14 protein-coding genes are annotated in these 18,897 nt (G+C 70.0%); 10 read left to right on the top strand and 4 right to left on the bottom strand.

The genetic code is table 11. The annotated features are described in order from the left end of the window. Positions 1 to 8 precede the first annotated feature (8 nt). The 6 genes from JYJ93_RS40040 (at position 9) to JYJ93_RS40030 (ending at position 5,779) form a co-directional block, all read left to right on the top strand. On the top strand, positions 9 to 776 hold the full coding sequence (locus tag JYJ93_RS40040; RefSeq protein WP_242543801.1) for an immunity 52 family protein: 768 nt from the start codon (positions 9 to 11) through the stop codon (positions 774 to 776). A gap of 179 nt (positions 777 to 955) precedes the next feature. Further along, positions 956 to 1,831 (top strand): DUF2381 family protein, encoded by an 876-nt coding sequence (locus tag JYJ93_RS14135; protein ID WP_206791099.1) that lies wholly within the window; start codon positions 956 to 958, stop codon positions 1,829 to 1,831. Beyond that, complete coding sequence (locus tag JYJ93_RS14130) at positions 1,828 to 3,633, top strand: serine/threonine-protein kinase (protein ID WP_206791097.1); 1,806 nt, start codon at positions 1,828 to 1,830, stop codon at positions 3,631 to 3,633. The genes JYJ93_RS14135 and JYJ93_RS14130 overlap by 4 nt, the downstream gene beginning before the upstream one ends. A gap of 157 nt (positions 3,634 to 3,790) precedes the next feature. Next, entirely contained in the window at positions 3,791 to 4,945 is a 1,155-nt protein-coding gene (locus JYJ93_RS14125) for a protein kinase (protein WP_206791088.1), read from the top strand. A gap of 61 nt (positions 4,946 to 5,006) precedes the next feature. Further along, a complete protein-coding gene (locus JYJ93_RS40035) occupies positions 5,007 to 5,654 on the top strand; it encodes an Imm52 family immunity protein (protein ID WP_242543800.1) in 648 nt (215 codons plus the stop codon). Beyond that, on the top strand, positions 5,618 to 5,779 hold the full coding sequence (locus tag JYJ93_RS40030) for an Imm52 family immunity protein (protein ID WP_347402695.1): 162 nt from the start codon (positions 5,618 to 5,620) through the stop codon (positions 5,777 to 5,779). Before JYJ93_RS40035 ends, JYJ93_RS40030 begins: the two co-directional genes overlap by 37 nt. On the opposite strand, the gene JYJ93_RS14115 is transcribed toward JYJ93_RS40030, so the two are convergent. The 4 genes from JYJ93_RS14115 to JYJ93_RS14100 form a co-directional block, all read right to left on the bottom strand. Beyond that, positions 5,745 to 8,690, bottom strand: coding sequence for a DEAD/DEAH box helicase (locus JYJ93_RS14115; protein WP_206791080.1), 2,946 nt, complete (start codon positions 8,688 to 8,690; stop codon positions 5,745 to 5,747). The two genes, JYJ93_RS40030 and JYJ93_RS14115, sit on opposite strands and share 35 nt — an antisense overlap. A 69-nt stretch (positions 8,691 to 8,759) precedes the next feature. After that, positions 8,760 to 10,757, bottom strand: a complete 1,998-nt coding sequence (locus JYJ93_RS14110; protein WP_242543799.1) for a TonB-dependent receptor — start codon at positions 10,755 to 10,757, stop codon at positions 8,760 to 8,762. Positions 10,758 to 10,881: 124 nt separating this feature from the next. Beyond that, a complete protein-coding gene (locus JYJ93_RS14105; protein ID WP_206791069.1) occupies positions 10,882 to 11,937 on the bottom strand; it encodes a PEGA domain-containing protein in 1,056 nt (351 codons plus the stop codon). A gap of 43 nt (positions 11,938 to 11,980) precedes the next feature. After that, the gene (locus tag JYJ93_RS14100) at positions 11,981 to 13,213 is read right to left on the bottom strand and encodes a serine/threonine-protein kinase (RefSeq protein WP_242543797.1); all 1,233 of its coding nucleotides are present in this window, start codon (positions 13,211 to 13,213) and stop codon (positions 11,981 to 11,983) included. A 239-nt stretch (positions 13,214 to 13,452) separates the two neighbouring features. Here JYJ93_RS14100 and JYJ93_RS14095 point away from each other — a divergent pair, with 239 nt between their 5' ends. The 4 genes from JYJ93_RS14095 to JYJ93_RS14080 all read left to right on the top strand — a co-directional run bounded on the left by JYJ93_RS14095 (position 13,453) and on the right by JYJ93_RS14080 (position 18,897). Then, on the top strand, positions 13,453 to 14,793 hold the full coding sequence (locus JYJ93_RS14095; protein WP_206791065.1) for an MFS transporter: 1,341 nt from the start codon (positions 13,453 to 13,455) through the stop codon (positions 14,791 to 14,793). A gap of 227 nt (positions 14,794 to 15,020) precedes the next feature. Continuing rightward, positions 15,021 to 16,490, top strand: coding sequence for an ATPase domain-containing protein (locus JYJ93_RS14090; RefSeq protein WP_206791063.1), 1,470 nt, complete (start codon positions 15,021 to 15,023; stop codon positions 16,488 to 16,490). Next, positions 16,487 to 17,563, top strand: a complete 1,077-nt coding sequence (locus JYJ93_RS14085; protein ID WP_206791061.1) for a hybrid sensor histidine kinase/response regulator — start codon at positions 16,487 to 16,489, stop codon at positions 17,561 to 17,563. Before JYJ93_RS14090 ends, JYJ93_RS14085 begins: the two co-directional genes overlap by 4 nt. 95 nt (positions 17,564 to 17,658) lie before the next feature. Further along, positions 17,659 to 18,897: an MFS transporter gene (locus JYJ93_RS14080; RefSeq protein WP_206791060.1), complete on the top strand. Its 1,239-nt coding sequence runs from the start codon at positions 17,659 to 17,661 to the stop codon at positions 18,895 to 18,897.

The following is an 18,897-nucleotide window of genomic DNA, read 5'->3' as shown; positions in this document are numbered from 1 at the left end:
TACACCTCATGACCTCCCTCGCTGATTCCAGGACCTATCCTGAGACCTACTACGCAGGTGCCTACTGGGGTCCGCGACGAGAGTCTCCCGAGGAGTGTGCCCAGCGTGCGGCGGCCTTATTCAACCTGCTGGCCGCATGCGATCCCCTGCTGGCGAACTGGAACAAGATCCCCAAGCCGCGCGGCAAGGGACGCAAGACGCCCCTCATGCCTCCCGACCTGCCCACCCTGACGGAAGCGTTCCGGCGTGGCGTCAACCGCGAGCCGGGCGGGCCCGCCATCGAGCGCCTGGGCATGGTGCTTAGCGCATACAACGATGGCCCTCCCGGGGAAATGGTGTCCGTCAGCACGCACTGCGGAGCCTATGAGCAAAACGACAACGTCTGCGTCCTGTCTCTCCCATCGAAAGGAGAGAGCGCGGAGCGCCTCATCACCGCCTCGATGCTGACGGACGTGACGCGCAGCATGGCACTGGCCTGGGAACCCGACTGGGCAGTGGCCATGTCCGAGACATATCGGAGGATGGACGGCAGGCAGGGCCAGGACGACCCGTGGCTTGGCTGGGTGACGTACCTCGCCCGTGACCGAGGCACCGTGCCCCCCCTGCCCGCCCCCGTGCGCATCGAGCCGGTGGAGGACAAGGGCACGCTGATCATCCTCACCCCCGAGCGCTTCACCGTGGCCAACCCCGAGCATGTCGCGCTGGCGCGGCGGGTGCGCGAACTGCTGGCTCGGGCAGGGCTCATGCGAACAGCTGGAGCAAGTCCTCGCGGGTGATGGCGTGCAGGCAGCAGCGAGTCCAGACAGCGGGCCCATGCAACGCCGCTGCCGTGAAGCGCTCCCCTTGGCACCCGGATCCATCACCGTGTCCCGTTGGGTCTGGCGGTCGCGCGTAGAGAGCCCCCCTGCGCGGAGGTTGGCGATGGTAGCCTCCCCATGTGGGAGGTCACGCATCCTTGCTCCAACCCTTGAGATTGGCTCTTCCCCTGACGCTCATGCTCGCCTGGGGAGCCACCGCGCAGGCCCAGCAGGCCACGAGGACACGCGCTGAGCGCAAGCGCGCTGTGACCATCGCGAGCACGTCGGCCGATCCGTTGCCCATCGTCCATGTGGCGGGGGACACGCCGACGTTGTTCCTCTTCACTTCGCCCATCCAGAAGAAGACCCTGACCTTTGATGAGTCCCGGCTCCGCGTCCTGGATGCCGGCGAGCGCTCCGTCATCGTTCAGCCCGTGGCCGACCTCCGCGAGGGCGAGCGACAGGAAATCGGGGTCTTCTTCGCCGACGGCCAGGCGCGGACACGGGCTGCCTTCGTGCTCGTGACCGACCCCGCCGAAGTGGACTCGCGGATCGACGTGCAGCGCCCGGAGCCGCCCAACACGGCCTGCCAGCCCATGCCCCAGGCCCCCGCGCCGAAGCCGGAAGACTTCGTGCTGCTCGGCTACGTGGACAAGGGCGGCGTCACAACGTCCAGCATCCAAGTCAAATCGGAGTTTGTGCAGGGCCTTGCTTTGGAATCGCTCTACGCCTTTCGGGGTGCCGGTTGGATTCTGACGGACATGTGGATCCTGAACCGCTCCAGCCAATCCGCATGGTCACCCCAGGAGGCGACGTTCCTGGGGCGTGTGGGCGTGCCCCTGCGGGCGCGGCTCGTGACGGAGAATCCGGGCCCCATTCCTCCAGGAGAGGGCAGGCGCGTGCTCGCGGTCGTGGAAGTGCCAGAGACGGAAGCGGACCTCGTCTTCACCTTGGAAGTGCGCGGGGAGGGTGGGCGTCGTTTGACGATTCCGGGCGTGCGCTTCCCGCTGCCTGTCGCAGGAGCCGCCCGATGAGCGCGACGTTGCTCGACCCTCCTCCGGGTTCCTTGATCGACGGGTGGCAGGTGGCCAAACCCCTGGGGGCCGGAGGTTTTGCCCGCGTCTTCCTGGGGGAGAAGAGCGGCCGGCACCGTGCCATCAAGGTGGCACAACACCGGGAGGCCAGCGGCGACTTCAAGCAGACCCATGCGCGGACGCTGCGGGAGTTGACGGTGCTGCTCATGCTGGAGCACCCCAACATCGTGAGACCGCAGGGGCATGGCTTCGCGGAGAGTGGCAACCTCTACCTCGCGCTCGACTACGTGGAGGGCTGGACGCTCGCGGAGTGGGCGGAACGCAAGCATCCGACCGTGCGCGAAGTCCTCGGAGTCTTCGAGAAGCTCGTGGGTGCGCTGGCGTACATGCACGGCCGGGGCATCCTGCATCGGGACCTGAAGCTGTCCAACGTGCTCATCCGCAAGAGCGACGGCGAGCCCGTCATCATCGACTTCAGTTGCGCGACCTATACGCTCGCCAAAGACCTGACGGACGGGGGCTTGCCTCCGGGCACGGACCGCTACCGCGCGCCCGAGCAGTTCCACTTCCTGCGCGAGCACAGGGACGAGCAGCGGGCCCGCTACGCCTTCCAGGTCGCCGACGAAATCTTCGCGGTCGGCGTCATGCTCCACGAGTTGCTGACGGACCCGCGACCGACGGAGTTCCGTCCACGCTTCGACTTGAACAACGAGGCCTTTCCTCCGCCGTCGCCCCGCTCGGCGAATGCGCGGGTTCCAGAGGCGGTGAGTGATCTCATCGAGAGCATGCTGGCCCTGGATCCCAAACGGCGCCCGGTTGACACCGAGGCGTTGCGCCGCGAGCTGGCGGAACTCCGGGCCGACCCCAGCGCTGAATACGACGTGCCGGGGCATCCGCCCTCGGAACAGCGTCACGGAGGGGCGGCCCCCGCGGCACTGGCGTTGCCCTCTGCCCCCCGGTCCCTCAAGAGACACGTCGCCCGGGTTGAGCGCCCGCGAGGCCGGGGCCGGTGGAGTGCGGTCCTCGCCGGCGTTGTCGCGCTTGTCGTTGTCGCGCTCCTTTGGCGCGCCTCGGGGGGCGTTTCCTGGAGCCCTGTCGAGCCGCGCGTCGCCACGGGTGAGCGCTCTCCCGTCACTGCCCGTTCCGCACCGCCCAAGACAAGCCCTCCTGCTATGTCCACCCCCAGCCCCTCGCCCGTGACGGCCCCGGGGCCCTCAATCGCCGCTGCTCTGAAGGAAGGTTCAACCGTGAAGACCCCGCCGACTGAAACGCCGCCCTCAGGCCGCACACCTCGCATGACAAAGAGGGCTGTTGCCGCCGTCGAGTGCGCGTCGCTGTCGCTCGCCGCCGCGCTGATGGCGGGTTGCCCCGGTGCCCAGATCCGGCCCGAGTCCTTCACCTGTCCGGCAGGTGCGGAAGAGGCCATGCGGGAGCAGCTCCACTGGAAATACGGAGATCGCTTCACCATCCGATACGACGACCGCCAACCGGAACAGGAAGACGTGTGGCTCACCGCTGGCGCGGAGGTCGTGGGGGTGGTTCCGAAAGGACTGGCCAGCAATAGGCAAAAGGAGATCGCCCCGACTGGGACGCGCTTCTACGGCAAGGTTTATTACCTCTCCGACAAGATGGGGCGTGCGGATGGGCCAGCACTCGTCATCCGGTATGACCGCGTGAAGCTCCCGGGCCAGGACGAGTACCCCATCTGCTTCGTGGTGGAGAAGGGGCCCGTGGTGTTCAAGGACGGCAAGGTGAAGGCGATCAACCGGGGCGGCGGTGAGGTCGTGCGCCGCTGGCCCTGAACGGCTCCGGGGGACGTAGTGGGTAGGTGTCCGGTTTGGGGCCTCTTCTCCGCAAGCGCGACATGACCTCCCAGGGTCGTTCCGTTTCTTCCCATCCCACGGGTAACGTCCGCCGTGACGCGTTGGCTTGAATGCCTGCGCGAGAGGAGGAAAGAGCATGTCGGCAAGTGAGTTCAGGCTTCCACGCGGGGCCATTCTCTTCACGCGGGATGGCTTCCAGTACGAGTTCCGCGAAGACCTGGGAGAGGTCCACCACGGGTTGAGCCTCCTGTTGGCCCGGCGCCGCACTCCCGAGGGCAGCATCCGAGGCAAGGTGCTGCTCAAGGCGGCGGGCGTTCCGAAACTGGCGGACCTGCCCCGCATCAAGCGTGCGCGGACGAAGCTGGAAGAACAGGTGCGCCTCGCGACGTACCTCGACCATCCGGCCATTCTTCGCGTCCACGGGCTGCACAAGGCGGAAGGGTGCTGGTACGTCATCACCGAGCATCCGTCAGGGCACAGCATCAGCAACCTGCTGACGCTCGCCGGAGAGTGCGGTCGCCGGTTCTCGCCCCTCTTCACGCTCCATGTCGGGGCTCGCGTCGCGGAGGCCCTGGAGCATGCCCACGAGGCGCAGGATGAGCAGGGGCGCCCTCTCCACATCGTCCACCGGGCGCTCGACGTGGAGAACCTCTTCGTCGATTGGAACGGCGATGTGCGGGTCTCTGACTTCGGGCTCGCCCTGTCGGACCTGCCCGGCCGTGTTTCGTCCACGGTGCGCCGGCCGCAGGGTGATGCGTTCTACTCCTCCCCGGAGATGCTCCTGTCAGGCCGCGTGGATGCGCGTTCAGACCTCTTCGCCCTGGGCAATGTCCTGCTTGAACTGGCGACCGGGAAGAACATCCTCGATGCCCCGGATGACTTGACCGAAGAGGTGAAGAGCGCGCTCTCGGTCCGGCAGCGCAGGCGCGTTCGGCATGCCATCAAGCGGGCCCAGCTCGCGGGGAGCCCGCCCATGGTTGCGGATGCCATCTGGCGCGCGGCGACCTATACACAGGCGGACCTGGAGGCACTGACGGAGCCGCTTCCGCAGGGGTTGCGCGTGACGCTGCGCAAGCTCCTTCAACCCCGGCCCGACGACCGCTACCAGACGGCGCGCGAACTTGCGGCGGACCTGCGTCGATGGATTGGAGAGGGAGCCGCCTACGGCAAGAACGAAGCAGTGGCGGAGCTGCACGAGATGGCGAAGCGAGCCCGCGAGGTGATGGTCGAACTGGGCATGCGGCGCCCTCGTGGCATCCAGCCGTCCCAGGACGAGATCAGCACGAACTAGCCCAGACCGGCCCTGGACATGTGCCCCAGTGCGCCCGCTGAGCCATTGAGAGCTGCTCTTCATGACGACCCTCGCTGATTCCAGAACCTATCCAGAGACCTATTACGCAGGTGCCTACTGGGGGTCGCGACGAGAGTCTCCCGAGGAATGTGCCCAGCGTGCGGCGGCCTTATTCAACCTGCTGGCCGCATGCGATCCCCTGCTGGCGAACTGGAACAAGATCCCCAAGCCGCGCGGCAAGGGACGCAAGACGCCTCTCATGCCTCCCGACCTGCCCACGCTGACGGAGGCGTTCCGGCGTGGCGTCAACCGCGAGCCGGGCGGACCGGCCTTCGAGCAATTGGGGCTGACGGTCAGTGCCTACAACGATGGGCCTCCCAATGAGATGGTGTCCGTGAGGATGACCTGCGGAAGCTACTCGCAGCGCAAGTCCGCCAACGTCTGCGTCCTGTCTCTCCCATCGAAGGGAGAGAGCGCGGAGCGCCTCATCACAGCCTCCATGCTGACGGACGTGACGCGCAGCATGGCGCTGGCCTGGGAACCTGACTGGGCGGTGGCCATGTCCGAGACATATCGGGGGATGGACGGAAGGCAGGGCCAAGACGACCCGTGGCTTGGCTGGGTGACGTACCTCTCCCGTGACCGAGGCACCGTGCCCCCCTGCCCGCCCCCGTGCGCATCGAGCCGGTGGAGGACAAGGGCACGCTGATCATCCTCACCCCCGAGCGCTTCACCGTGGCCAACCCCGAGCACGTCGCCCTGGCGCGGCGGGTGCGCGAACTGCTGGCCCGGGCAGGGCTCATGCGAACAGCTGGAGCAGGTCCTCGCGGGTGATGGCGGCGGCGCCCGCGGCCTCGCTGAGCGCGGCTTCGAACAGGGCTCGCTTCTTCTCCTGGAGGCCCAGAATCTTCTCCTCCACCGTGCCCTGGGACACGAGCCGGTAGACCATCACCGGCCGCTCCTGCCCGATGCGGTGCGCCCGGTCCGCGGCCTGCGCCTCCACCGCCGGGTTCCACCACGGGTCCATCAGGAACACGTGGTCCGCCGCCGTGAGGTTCAGGCCCGTGCCTCCGGCCTTCAGCGACATGAGCAGCACCGGCGCTCCGTCCGGACCCTGGAAGCGCGACGTCACCTCGCCCCGGTTCGCCGTCGCTCCGTCCAGCCGCTCGAAGCCGATGCCCGCTGCCTTGAGCCCCGGCTCGATGAGGTCCAACAGCGACGTCCACTGGGAGAAGACCAGCGCCTTGTGGCCCTCCGACACCGCCGTCTCCAGCGCGTCCACCAGCGTCTGCACCTTGGAGGACGTCTTCGCCACCTGCCCCGGCACCAGCGCGGAATGACAGGCCGCCTGCCTCAACCGCAGCAGCGCCTCCAGCGCCTTGAGCACGCTGCCGCCCTCGTTGAGCAGCGCCACCACCTCCGCGCGCGTCGCGGCCATCACCGCGTCGTAGACGGAGCGCTCGCGCGCATCCAGCTGCACGTGCATCACGGAGTCGGTGCGCGGCGGCAGCTCCGGCGCCACGTCCCGCTTGAGGCGGCGCAGGATGAACGGGCGGATGCGGCGGCGCAGTCCTTCCGCCGCTCCGGGCTTGCCGTCCGCGATGGGCTGCGCCGTCTTCTCCTCGAACTGGCGGCGGCCTCCCAGCAGGCCCGGGTTGGTGAAGTGCATCAGGCTCCACAGCTCGTCCAGGCGGTTCTCCAGCGGCGTGCCGCTGAGCGCGAGGCGCAGGTTCGCCTTGAGCCCGAACGCCGCGCGCGACACCTGGCTCTCCGGGTTCTTGATGGCCTGGGCCTCGTCCAGCACCACCGCCTCCCACGTAGGCGCGCCCAGCACCGCCGCGTCCAGGCGCAGCAGCGCGTACGTGGTGAGCGTGATGTCCGCCGTGGGGTCCAGCTTGCGGCCGGGGCCGTGGTACACGCAGACCTTCAACGACGGCCGGAAGCGCGCAAGCTCCGCCACCCAGTTGGGCAGCACGCTCGTGGGACACACCACCAGCGACTTCGGCCCCAGGATGCAGATGGTCTGGAGCGTCTTTCCCAGGCCCATGTCGTCCGCGAGGATGCCGCCCAGCCCCGCGCCCTTGAGGAACGACAGCCAGCTCACGCCCTGCTGCTGATACGCGCGCAGCGTGGCGTTGAGCTCCGTGGGCAGCACCGGCGGCGGCAGCTTCTCGAAGCCCTCCACCAGCGGGGCCAGCCTGTCCAGCCCCGGGGGCGGCGGCTGGTCCAACGACTCGCACAGCTGCGTCAACTCCGGCAGCGCGTGGTTCGCGACGCGGCCGTCCGCCTGACGCGCGGCCAACAGGTCCGCCACGCGCTGCCCGTTCTTGTCCAGCCACGCGCGCGGCAGCGGCGCCCAGCCGCCTCCGTCCAGCGGCACCAGCCCCAATCCTTCCGTCCACGCCCGCACCACCGCCGCCGCGTCCACCGTGCGCGCGCCGCCCTTGCCGCCCTCCACCTCGAACTCCAGCGTGAAGCGCACCTCCGGCACGCCCGCGCCGGACGCGCCGCCCTCCACGCGCAAGGCAGGCTTGAGGCGCATGTCCGGGCTGACGATGCCCGCCGCGTCGCCGCCCAGGTCGCCGCGGAACTTCCGCAGCTTGTCCGCGAAGCGCATCATCTCCGGGCCCTGCACCGTGAGCCTTCGCCCGGGCACCAGGTTCAGCTCGTCACGCAGCTGGTGGAGCAGCTTCTGCTCCGCGGCCTCGTCGCGCAGCGGCACCGCGCCGCGCAGGTACACCATGCGCCCGTTGTCGATGCGCACCGTCGGCGGCGCGCCGTACACCAGCGTGGGCAGCACCGACAGGCCCTGGGTGAGCTGGTTCAGCTCCAGCAGGATGCGCGGCTTCAGGTCGCGGTCCAGCGGCGGCAGGCGGCGGCTCTTCATGTCCACCGGCATGCGCCGCGCCAGCTCCGGGAGAATCTTCGCGGACAGCTCCCCCAGCTGCTCCGGCGAATACGTGCGCACCAGCGGCAGGTGCTGGAGCCACGCGCCCGTCATCGCCGTCTCGCCCAGGCGCACCAGCGACTCCGCCGTCAGCGCGACGCCGGGGCTCACCACCTCCGTGATGCGCGGGTCGCGCGTGATGGTGATGACCCACTGCTGGCCCTTGTCCTCCACCTTCGCGCGCGGGGGCAGCACCTCGCCGGACACCGCCACCGGCCGGCCGTCCAGCAGCACGTTGCGCGCGGGCTCCAGGGCCCTCAAGAGCGCGTCCAGCTTCTCCGCGAGCAGCGGCCCCCGGGTGCGCCGCTCCAGCAGGCGCTCCATCACCAGGTCGACCTGCTCCACCTGCAACGTGACGCCGGCCTGGGGCTTCGCCAGGCGCCCGGTGAGGTCCTCCAGCGGCTCCTCCGTGCCGTCCGCGTGCGCGAGGACGCGGTGCAGTTGCAGCCCGCCCTCCACGCGCGTGAAGCGGTACACCACGCGCGACCAGCGCTCCGACACCGCCTCCAGCGGCGCGTCCTGCTTCTCCGCCTTGTCCAGGGAGATGGCCGCCGCGACCACGTGCTCGCACGGGTCCACCGGGCTGGGGCAGTCACATTCCCACGCCTCGTCGCCCGGGTAGAGGACGACGGTGAAGGCCACGGCCCGGCCCGCCACCTTCACGCGCAGCTCGACCTCCGAGCCCGTGCGCGACTGGAGCGCCACCGCGCCATCCCGCGCGAGGCTGACGCCCTTGGACCAGAGGCCCGGCTTGGCTTCTTTCCGGACGGCTTCGAGGAGCTGGGTGTTCTCGGACATGGCAGGCGGCTTCCCTACGCCCCGCCACGCCCTCGCGCAACGTCGGATGCGGTCCGGATGACGGCCAGGCTACTCGTCGTCGTAGGACGGCTCGAACAAGTAGGTCAGCTTCACCAGGAACTCGCGGCTGAACACCGGCAGGGGCGCGTGGCCGCCGTTGTAGGGCTGGGCTACCCGGAAGTCGCTGCCCAGCAGGTTGTAGACGCCCGCGCCAATCTCCAGGCCCTTCGTCCCCACGTTCTCCGCGCGCACGAAGAGGTTGAGCAACAGCCGGGGCGACAGCGTCTGGACCTCCGACACGCCCTCCTCGTCCGCGGCCCCGACGGCGAAGCGCTGGCCCACCAGCACGGCGGTGGGGCTGACGGACAGCCACGGCAGCACCTTCGCCGTGCCCGTCAGCGTCACCTTGTGCGTGGGCAGGCCGGTGAAGGCATTGGGCTGGCCGGGCACCAGGTAGTCCTCCACGTCGTTGCGCCCGCCCGGCCGGTAGAACGAATAGCCCGCCTGCGCGCGGCCCCAGGAGCCGCGCAGCCGGTAGTCCAGCTCGATGCCCCGGCTGCCCAGGCGGCCCAGGTTGCGGTACGCCTCCGACGCGGTGATGGGGTCGTACGAATAGATGATGGGGTCCGTCACGCCCACGTCGAAGGCGTTGGCGCTCAGGCTCTGGCCCTCGCCCAGGCGCAGCGTGGCCTCCAGCTCGTACACCGTGGTGCGCTCCGGCCGGACGTCGTCGCCCAGGGAGATGTTCTCGATGCCCGGCGCGCGGAAGGCGCGGCTGTACAGCGCCTTGCCGCTCACCGGCCCGAAGGACTTGAGCAGCACCAGGCGCGGCACGAACGAGCTGCCGAAGGCGCTGTGGTCCTCGAAGCGCGCGCCCGCCACCACCGTGGCGATGGGGTTGTCCGAGTACACCTCCATGAAGGCCGCGACGTTGCGGTAGGAGACGACGTCCTCGTCCCCGTTGAAGGGCTCCTGTTGTCCGAGGCCCGCCGGGCCGCGCAGTTGCCCCTGGTCGAACGCCAGGTCCACGCCGCCCGTCAGCTGGAGGAAGTCGAACGCCGCCCAGCGCGCCAGGGCCCGGCCGCGCAGGCGCCGGTAGCGCTTGTCGTAGAAGAAGTCCGACGACTCGTCGGAGTCCCGGTAGGACTCGCCCAGCGTGAGGTTCAGCCGGGGGATGATTTCAATCCGGTCCGTGGGCCGGAAGCGGTCGCTCAGCTCGGCGTGGAACGACTCGAAGTCGGTGTTCGCGGGCGTGGGCAGCACCTCGTCCACGGAGACCACGGACGTGGTGTCCTGGCGCTGGTACAGAATGCTCAGCTGCAGGTCCCGGTAGCCCACCCCGGCCTGCACCACCGTGGGGTCCATCGCCGACGCGCCGTTCATGCTCGCGGAGTCGCCGTAGAAGTCGTCGAACACGGCGTCGCTGCGCTGCCCCTGCCCCACGGACGCGGACGCGAACGCGCTCAGGCCCGGCGCGCTCTCGAACACCTTGCGGCCGGACACCGTGAGGCTGCGCCGGCCCAGGCCGTGCGTCAGTTGTCCGTACGTGCCCACCACCAGCGCGTCCGTGCTGCCCTGGATGCCCCGGGTGATGACGTTGATGACGGCCAGCTCCGCGTTGCCGCCGTAGATGACGGAGCCGGGGCCGCGCACGACCTCGATGCGCTCAATCAGCTCCACCGGGAACTCGTGGCCCAGCTGCATCGTGGAGTAGAGCTGCTCGTTCATCTCCTTGCCGTCGATGATGAGCAGCACCTTGCCTTCCTGGCCCCACAGGCCGCGGAAGCCCGGCCCCACCGTGCCGGACACGTCCACGCCGAAGAAGAAGCCGGGCACCTGCAGCAGCACGTCCATCAGGTCGCGCGCGCCGGAGGCCTTGATTTCATCCGCGGTGATGGCCGTCACCACCGCCGGCGAGTCATGCAGCTTCGTGATGGCGAACGACGCCACCTGGCTGTGCACCTCCGGCTCTTCCTCCAGCTGCTCCTGGGCGGAGGGCGTCTCCGGCGGCCCGGGGTCCAGGGTGGGCTCCGGCGCCGTCTGCGCGAAGCCCGTGCCCGCGCCCAAGAGCGCAAGCCATACACACACACGACGCCCGTGCCTGGTGAAACCCATACGAAACAACCTTCTCGAAGTGGGGGGAACCTCTGGGACTGCGTTCACTGCGTCGGATGCGGGGGTGAGCCTTGTTTCACTTCACGCGCACGCGGGTGCTGCGGCCCGGCTCGACCTCCACCGTCATGCGCCGCTTCACCTCGCCGTTCACGCGGACCTCCACCTTCGCGGGGCCGGACGGCAGGGCCTGCGCGGAGATGGGCGGAAAGCCATAGGGCCGGCCGTTGATCCACACCTCGCCGTAGAGCCCCGGAGACGTCACCTCCAGGTCGCCCCGCTGCGCCACGGCGGCCTTCGCCACGGAGGGCTCCGGCGGCTTCGCGGGCTCCGGGTCGCGCGGGGCCGCCGCGGGGACATCCGCCGGGGGCGAGGCCGGAGTCACGGCGGCCACCGGCGCCACGGCCGGCTTCGGCGAGGACGGCGTCAGCTCCTCGGAGAGGTCGCGGTTGAGCGAGCGCACCGAGTCCGGGTCCACCTCCACCGTCTCCTCGTACAGGCGGCGGTCGCCCTGCGCGAGCACCACGCGGTGCGCGCCCGCGGACACCGGCAGCCGCGCCGGCGTCAGGTCCACCGCCCTGCCATCCACCATCACCACCAGCCCCGGCGGCGTGGACGTCACCAGCAGCAGCCCGCCCCTCGCCTCTTCCTGCGCGGCGGCCGGAGTGGCCTGCGGCTCGCGGGCGGCCCGCGCGGCGGCGAGCTTCGCGGCGCGCGTGCGGGGCGTCGCGCGGGAGTGCGTTGACTCACGCGGCGTGGGCGCCTGCGCGGTCTTCGACTGCTCGCGCGAGCGCAGGTCGGTGGCGATGCCCAAGAGCCGCGTCAGGTCGCTGTCCTTGTCATCCGGGCGCAGCTTGAGCGCCTCCGTGAACTGCGCGACCGCGCGCTCGTAGTCGCGGTCCTCCAGCGCGGCCAGCCCTGACGCGCGCAGCGCACGGACGACTCCCGCGTTCGCGTCCTCCGACGGCGGGGGCGCGGAGGGAGGCGGGGTCTCGACGGGCGGGGGCGTAGGAAGCCGCGTGGCGACGGGCTCCGGCCGCGCGGCCTTGCGCGAGCGGACCATCAGGTACGCCCCGGCGTTCACGGCCACGGTGCCCAGCAGGATGACGGCGACCCAGGTCTTCTGATTCTTCACGTTCAAAGTCCCACTTCCCACGACGACACGGTGCGCCCGCCCTTCACGCGATGAACAGCCAGAACACCGCGCTGCCCACCAGCGCGATACCGGCCGCCGCGGCCAGCGCCCAGGGGAATGCCCCCGCCGAGGCCGCCTGCTCCGGCGGCGGGATGACGCCCGTGGTGGAGCCCGTCCCGGTGCTCCGGGGCAGCATGCCGGTGGGCACCAGCGCGCTGGGCTCGTGCAGGTCCACCGGGTGCTCCGGCGGCGCGAAGGGCGACGGGCCGGAGATGCCGCTGGGCATGCGCGTGGAGCCCATGCCCGACGCGTCCGCGGACGCCCCCGGCGACGAGCCCACCATGGACCCCGGCACCGCCAGCGCCGTGGACACGCGGCCGGAGGCATCCGGGGGGAAGAGCGTGGCCATCAGCGTCGCCAGCTCCCGGCCGCCGGACGTCCAGTGCTGCGCCGTGCGGTAGCGCTCCAGGTCGTCGTGCAGCTCGCGCGCCGTCTGGTAGCGCTGCGCGGGGTCCTTCGCCAGGCACTTGAGCAGGATGCGCTCCAAATCCGGCGGGAAGCCCGGGGCCACGTGCGACGGCGGCGGCACGTCCCCCGCCGACGCGGCCATGATGGTGGCCTCCATCGAGTCGCGCTTGAACAGCCGGCGCCCGGTGGACGCCTCGTAGAGCACGATGCCCAGCGAATACAGGTCCGAGCGGTGGTCCAGCTCCCGGTTCGTTATCTGCTCCGGGGACATGTACGCGTACTTGCCCTTCACCACCCCGGCCACCGTGCGCTCCAGGTTCACGGAGCTCTTCACGATGCCGAAGTCCGCCAGCTTCACGATGCCGTCGCGGGACACCAGCACGTTGCCCGGCGTGATGTCCCGGTGCACCAGCTTCAGCGGCGTCCCGTCCGACAGCGTCTTCGCGTGCGCGTACGTGAGCGCGTCCGACATGGCCAGGCCCACGTCCACCGTCACCCGGGGCCCCAGCGGGATGTTCGCCGCCGCCGCGTGCCGCATGATGCGGTCCAACGACTGGCCCTGGATCCACTCCATCGCCAGGTAGTACTGACCGTCGATCTTCCCGAAGTCGAACACCTGCACGATGTTCGGGTGCGTGAGCAGCGCCGCGACCTTCGCCTCGTCCGCGAACATCCGCGCGAAGGGCTCCAGGTTCGCGTACTCCGGCAGGATGCGCTTGATGACGCACGCCTTGGAGAAGCCGTCAGGCCCGTCAATCGTCGCCAGGAACAGGTGCGCCATCCCGCCCGTGGCGAGCCGCTGCACCATTCGGTACTTCCCGAAGAGGATGTCCACCCCGGGTGTGGCCGGCGAAGGCGTCGCGGTATCAACCCTGTCCAAATTGTACTCCCGGGACGGAACTCGCAATTCCCGGAAGATACCTATGCCGAGACCTCCCCACAAGTTTCGCACAACGTGTCAACAGGTTTTACGGAGAATACACTTTAACAACGTGATGGATCGCCGACCCACGGGGCGTCCGGCATATCCTCCGGGTCCTCAAGCGCATGGCGACCCTCCCTTCCGACGCCCCGTCCCCGCTGGCCGCTCCCCGTCCGCTGTCCGCCCGGGACATCCGCACCCTGGGCCTGGCGGCGCTGGGGGGCGCGCTGGAGTTCTATGACTTCATCATCTTCGTGTTCTTCACGGCGGTGATGGGGAAGCTGTTCTTCCCGCCGGAGACGGCGGACTGGCTGCGGCAGTTGCAGACGTTCGGGCTGTTCGCGGCGGGGTACCTGGCGCGTCCGATGGGCGGCATCGTGATGGCGCACTTCGGGGACCGGACCGGGCGCAAGCGGATGTTCACGTTGAGCGTCTTCCTGATGTCGGTGCCCACGCTGTGCATGGGCCTGCTGCCCACGTTCGCCACGGCCGGGTACGCGGCGCCGCTCCTGTTGCTCATGCTGCGGCTGCTCCAGGGCGCGGCGGTGGGCGGCGAGGTGCCGGGCGCGTGGGTGTTCGTCTCCGAGCACGTGCCGGAGCGCCGCGTGGGCCTGGCGTGCGGGACGCTCACCTCCGGGCTCACGCTGGGCATCCTGCTGGGCTCGCTGGTGGCCACCGCGGTCAACACCGCCTTCACGCCCCAGCAGGTGCTGGCGTACGGCTGGCGGTTTCCCTTCGTGGTGGGGGGCGTGTTCGGATTCTTCGCCGTGTTCCTGCGCCGCTGGCTCCAGGAGACGCCCGTCTTCGAGGAGATGCGCCAGAAGAAGGCGCTGGTGCGCGAGCTGCCGCTCAAGGCCGCGCTCCGGGGCCACGCGCCCGCCGTCGTGGTGTCCATGCTGTTCACCTGGGTGCTCACCGCGGGCATCGTGGTGGTCATCCTGATGACGCCCACGCTGATGCAGCAGTTGCACGGCATCCCTCCCGCGAAAGCGCTGGCGGCCAACAGCGTGGCCACGCTCACGCTCACGGCGGGCTGCATCTGCTTCGGCCTGCTCGCGGACCGGCTGGGGCCCACGCGGGCCATGGCCATCGGCTCGGGGATGCTGCTCGTCGCCGCGCAGCTGTTCTACCGGGGCGTGGCGGGCGCGCCGGAGCTCCTGGTGCCGCTCTACGCAGGCGTGGGGTTCTGCGTGGGCGTGGCTGGCGTGGTGCCCGCGGTGATGGTGCAGGCCTTCCCTCCGGCGGTGCGCTTCTCCGGCCTGTCGTTCTCCTACAATGTGGCCTACGCGCTGTTCGGCGGCCTCACGCCGCTCGCCGTGACACTGGCCCTGAAGCAGAGCCCGCTCGCGCCCGCGCACTACGTCTCCGCGGTGTGCGCGGTGGGGCTCGTGGTGTCTCTCAGGCTCTTCCGGGGTTTCAGCGCCCGCGTCAGCCCCCTGGACGAACGTCCCATGCCGTCACGCTGAGGCCGGGTGGGACGCCTGCCCGGCGGCCCGTATGTTGACCGGTCGCCGGTCCGTCCGGGGTGTGGAATCACCGGACTGGCTCCCACCAGGGGTGTCGGTTATGCCACGAAGCCAACGCAGGGCGCTTCGGGCATGCCCTGCTCGCCCCTCGTGCGCACCTTGTCCCGGCGCGTTCTTTTGAACGGCGGAAGCGCGCGCGCAGGCACTCGCCGTCTGATGGACCCGGAATGCCCAGCAGCAAGACACCTCTCTTTCCGAGCGGCATCCCCAGCTTCGACGTCCTGCTGGGCGGAGGCATTCCTCCGCGCCAGTCCTTCATCGTCACCGGCACGCCGGGGTCGGGCAAGACGGTGCTGTGCAGCCAGGTGGCCTTCGCGGCCGCGGCGCGCGGCACGCCCGTGGTGGTCGTCACCGTCACCTCGGAGCCCCACGACAAGCTGATGGAGGCGCTGTCCGCCTTCTCCTTCTTCCAGCCGGACCTGCTGGGCGAGAAGCTCTTCCTCATCAGCGCCTACTCCGCGCTCAAGCGAGGCCCCAAGGAGGCCCGGGAGCTCATCCTCCAGACGGTGCGCGAGCGCGGCGCGGCCATGCTCTTCATCGACGGGCTGCGCTCCATCCGGGACCTCTGGCAGGACGAGGCGCGGCTGCGCGAGTTCCTCTACGAGCTGGGCATCGGCCTGGCCGCCTGCAACTGCATTGGCCTGTTCACCACGGAGTACCCGCTGGGCCGGTTGATGGAGCTGCCGGAGGCCACCACGGTGGACGGCATCGTGGCGCTGTCCGTCCAGCCGCACGGCTCCCGCCGGGTGCGCCGGGTGGAGGTGGTGAAGCTGCGCGGCCGGCCCCACCTCGCCGGTGAGCACCTCATGCTCATTCGCAAGAGCGGCGTGGAGTTCATCCCGCGCCTGGAGGCCGTCCCGCTGGAGCTCCGGGACGAGCCGCCCACGCTCAAGCGCATGGGGTTCGGGCTTCCAGAGCTGGACGCGCTGATGCACGGGGGGCTTCCGGAGCTCAGCACCACGATGCTCGCGGGGAGCATGGGCATTGGAAAGACGCTGGTGGCCCTGCACTTCGCCGCGGATGGCGCGCGCCGGGAGCAGAAGGCGCTCTTCGTCTCCTTCTTCGATGCTCCGGCCATGCTCCAGGCCCGCGCCAAGCGCGTGGGACTGGACGTGGTCCCGCTCCTGGACGACGGACGGCTGACGATGCACTACCTGCCGCCCATGGAGATGGAGGCGGACGAGATCATCCAGGACCTGTTGGCTCAGGTGGACGCGCTCGGCATCCAGCGGCTGGTGCTGGACGGGCTCACGGAGCTGGAGCTGGCCATCCTGGACCCCATGCGGCGGCGCACCTTCCTGGCGTCGCTGGCGATGCGGCTGCGCATGCGTGGGATCACCACCGTGTTCACCCGCGAGGTGTCGAAGATCGTGGGCACGGAGCTGGACTTCAACGACGCGCCCGTCGCCAGCCTGGGAGAGAACCTGCTGCTGCTGCGCTACGTGGAGCTCCACGGCCAGATGCACCGCCTGATGTCGGTGCTCAAGATGCGCGACAGCGAATACTCCGCGGACCTGCGCGAGTTCCAGATCAACGACTCAGGCATGAAGGTGCTCGCCCCGCTGCGCTCCGCCACGGGCCTGCTCACCGGTCAGGCCCGGCCGCTGGGAACCGCCATTGGAGGAGTGGGTGAATGAGCCTGGTCCTCATCGCGGAGGATGAAGAGGCGCTCCTGGAGGTCTTCTCCGAGGTGGTGGAGGACCTGGGCCACCGCGTGGTGCGCGCGCACAACGGCGAGGAGGCGCTGCTGCTCGCCCGCACGGAGACGCCGGACCTGGTGGTCAGCGACCACATGATGCCGCGCAAGACGGGCATGCAGCTGCTGCACGCCATGCGCGCGGAGCCCATCCTGTCGGACGTGCCCTTCCTGCTGTTGAGCGCGGCGCGTCCGCAGGGGCGTGAAGCCGCGCAGACGTTCCTCGCGAAGCCGGTGGACCTGTCCACCTTCGAGCAGGCGGTGAGCACCGCGCTCCAGCACCGCGTGGCGGCCCGCCAGGACGCGGCCCCCGCCGCGCGCGAGGCGCCCAACGCGCTGGGCCTGGCCCGCGAGGAGATGCTCAACTGGGTGGCGCACGAGCTGAAGACGCCGCTCAGCTCCGCGCGGCTCAACACGCAGCTGCTCTTGCGCAAGGTGCAGAAGCGCGGCATCGACGACGAGCGCCGCTCCGCGGAGGCCGTCCTGCGCCAGTTGGACCGGATGAACGGGCTGGTGACGTCCATCCTGGACGCCTCCCGGCTGGCGGACGGGAAGCTGGAGCTGAAGCTTCAGCCCACGGAGCTGACGCCCTTCCTCCAGGAGCTCATCCAGGAGTGGCGCGAGCTGCAACCGGAGATGGACTTCTCCTTCCACGCCCTGGAGCCGGTGGAGCCGCTGATGCTGGACGCGGACCGGCTGCGCCAGGTGCTCAACAACCTGCTGTCCAACGCGGTGAAGTACAGCGGCACGTCGCGCCAGGTCGAGCTGGGGCTGACGCTCAACCCGGGCCTCGTCCTGGTCCACGTGCGCGACTGGGGCGTGGGCATCCCCGCCAACGCCCTGCCCCATGTCTTCGACCGCTTCCAACGCGCGGACGAGGACCGCGGGCGCGGCCACGGCCTGGGCCTCTTCATCGCCGCGGCGCTCGCGAAACTGCACGGCGGCTCGCTCTCCGCCCGCTCCACCCTGGGTGAAGGCTCCACGTTCACCCTGCGCCTGCCCCGGCGGAACTGAAGCAGCACTGCACGTTTCCGCCGAAACTCCATCTAAACAGACCAGATTGGAAGTCCATGAACACCCGGCGCTCTCGGTGAATTAGAAAGCGAGGCGTGTCCACGCCTCCTCCGTCCCGCCTGTCCTCGCTGCGCGCGTTGAAGCACCGCGACTTCGCCTTCCTGTGGAGCGGCGCGGCGCTGTCCAACATCGGCACGTGGATGGAGGTGCTGGCGCTGGGCGTGTACGTGACGAAGGTCACGGGCCGGGCGGAGTGGACGGGCGGCGTGGCGGCGCTGACGTGGCTGCCGTCCATCCTCTTGTCACCGCTGGGGGGCGCGCTGGGCGACCGCTTCGACCGGCGGCGCGCGGTGGGGCTGGGGGCGCTGGTGCAGATGGTGCTCGCGGGGACGCTGGCGGCGCTGGCCTTCACCGGCGGGCTGACGGTGCGCTGGGTGGCGGTCATCTCGTTCCTCAACGGCTGCGCGGTGACGCTGTTCATGCCCGCGTTCTCCGCGCTCATCGCGGTCTCGGTGCCAAAGGAGGACCTGCACAGCGCGCTCAGCCTCAACTCGGCCCAGGCCAACCTGGGGCGCATCTGCGGCCCGGCGCTGGCGGCGCTGCTCATCGCGCACACGGACATCGGCTGGGTGCTGCTGCTCAACACGCTGTCCTTCGCCGCGGTGGTGCTGTCGCTGTTGGGCGTGCGCGGGGCCCCGGCCGTGGCGAAGCCCGCGTCGCCGGAGGGGCTGTGGGCGGGCATCGCGCGAGGCTTCCAGGTGGCGCGCGCGGATGAGGCGCTGCTCATGGCCATGGGCGGGACGCTGGCCATCGCGCTCTGCATCGCCCCGTTCACGGCGCTGGCGCCGGTGATGGCCATCCGGGTGTTCGGCCAGGACGCGGGCGCCACGTCGATGCTGGTGACGGCGCAGGGCGCGGGGGCGTTCCTCGCGGCGCTCTCCGCGGGGACGCTGGCGGACCGGATGGGACGGGCGCGGCTGTTGGAGGTGAGCCTGCTGCTCATCGGTCCGGTGGCGGCGGCGTACTGGCTGGCCCCGTCGCTGGGGGTCGCGACGGTGGCCGTGCTGCTGTTGGGCTCGCTGTACATGCTGACGCTCACGGGGCTGGCCACGGTGTGCCAGGCGCGCGTGTCGGGCGAGCTCCAGGCGCGCATCGCCAGCCTCAACTCCATGCTGCTCTTCGTCGGCTTCACGGTGGGCGTGTGGTCGCAGGGCGCGCTCGCGGACCGGCTGGGCGTCCGGGCCGTCATGGGGGGCGCGGCATTCGGGTTCCTCCTCTTCACCGTCCTCTTGCGCACGCTGCGCTCGCGCGGCTTCGCCGCCTACGAGACCTGA

Origin of the sequence: Corallococcus sp. NCSPR001 (genome assembly GCF_017309135.1) — a bacterium.
Lineage (GTDB): Bacteria > Myxococcota > Myxococcia > Myxococcales > Myxococcaceae > Corallococcus.
Note: the sequence above shows the minus strand (reverse complement) of the source record. Positions and strands in the feature narration are given on the sequence as shown.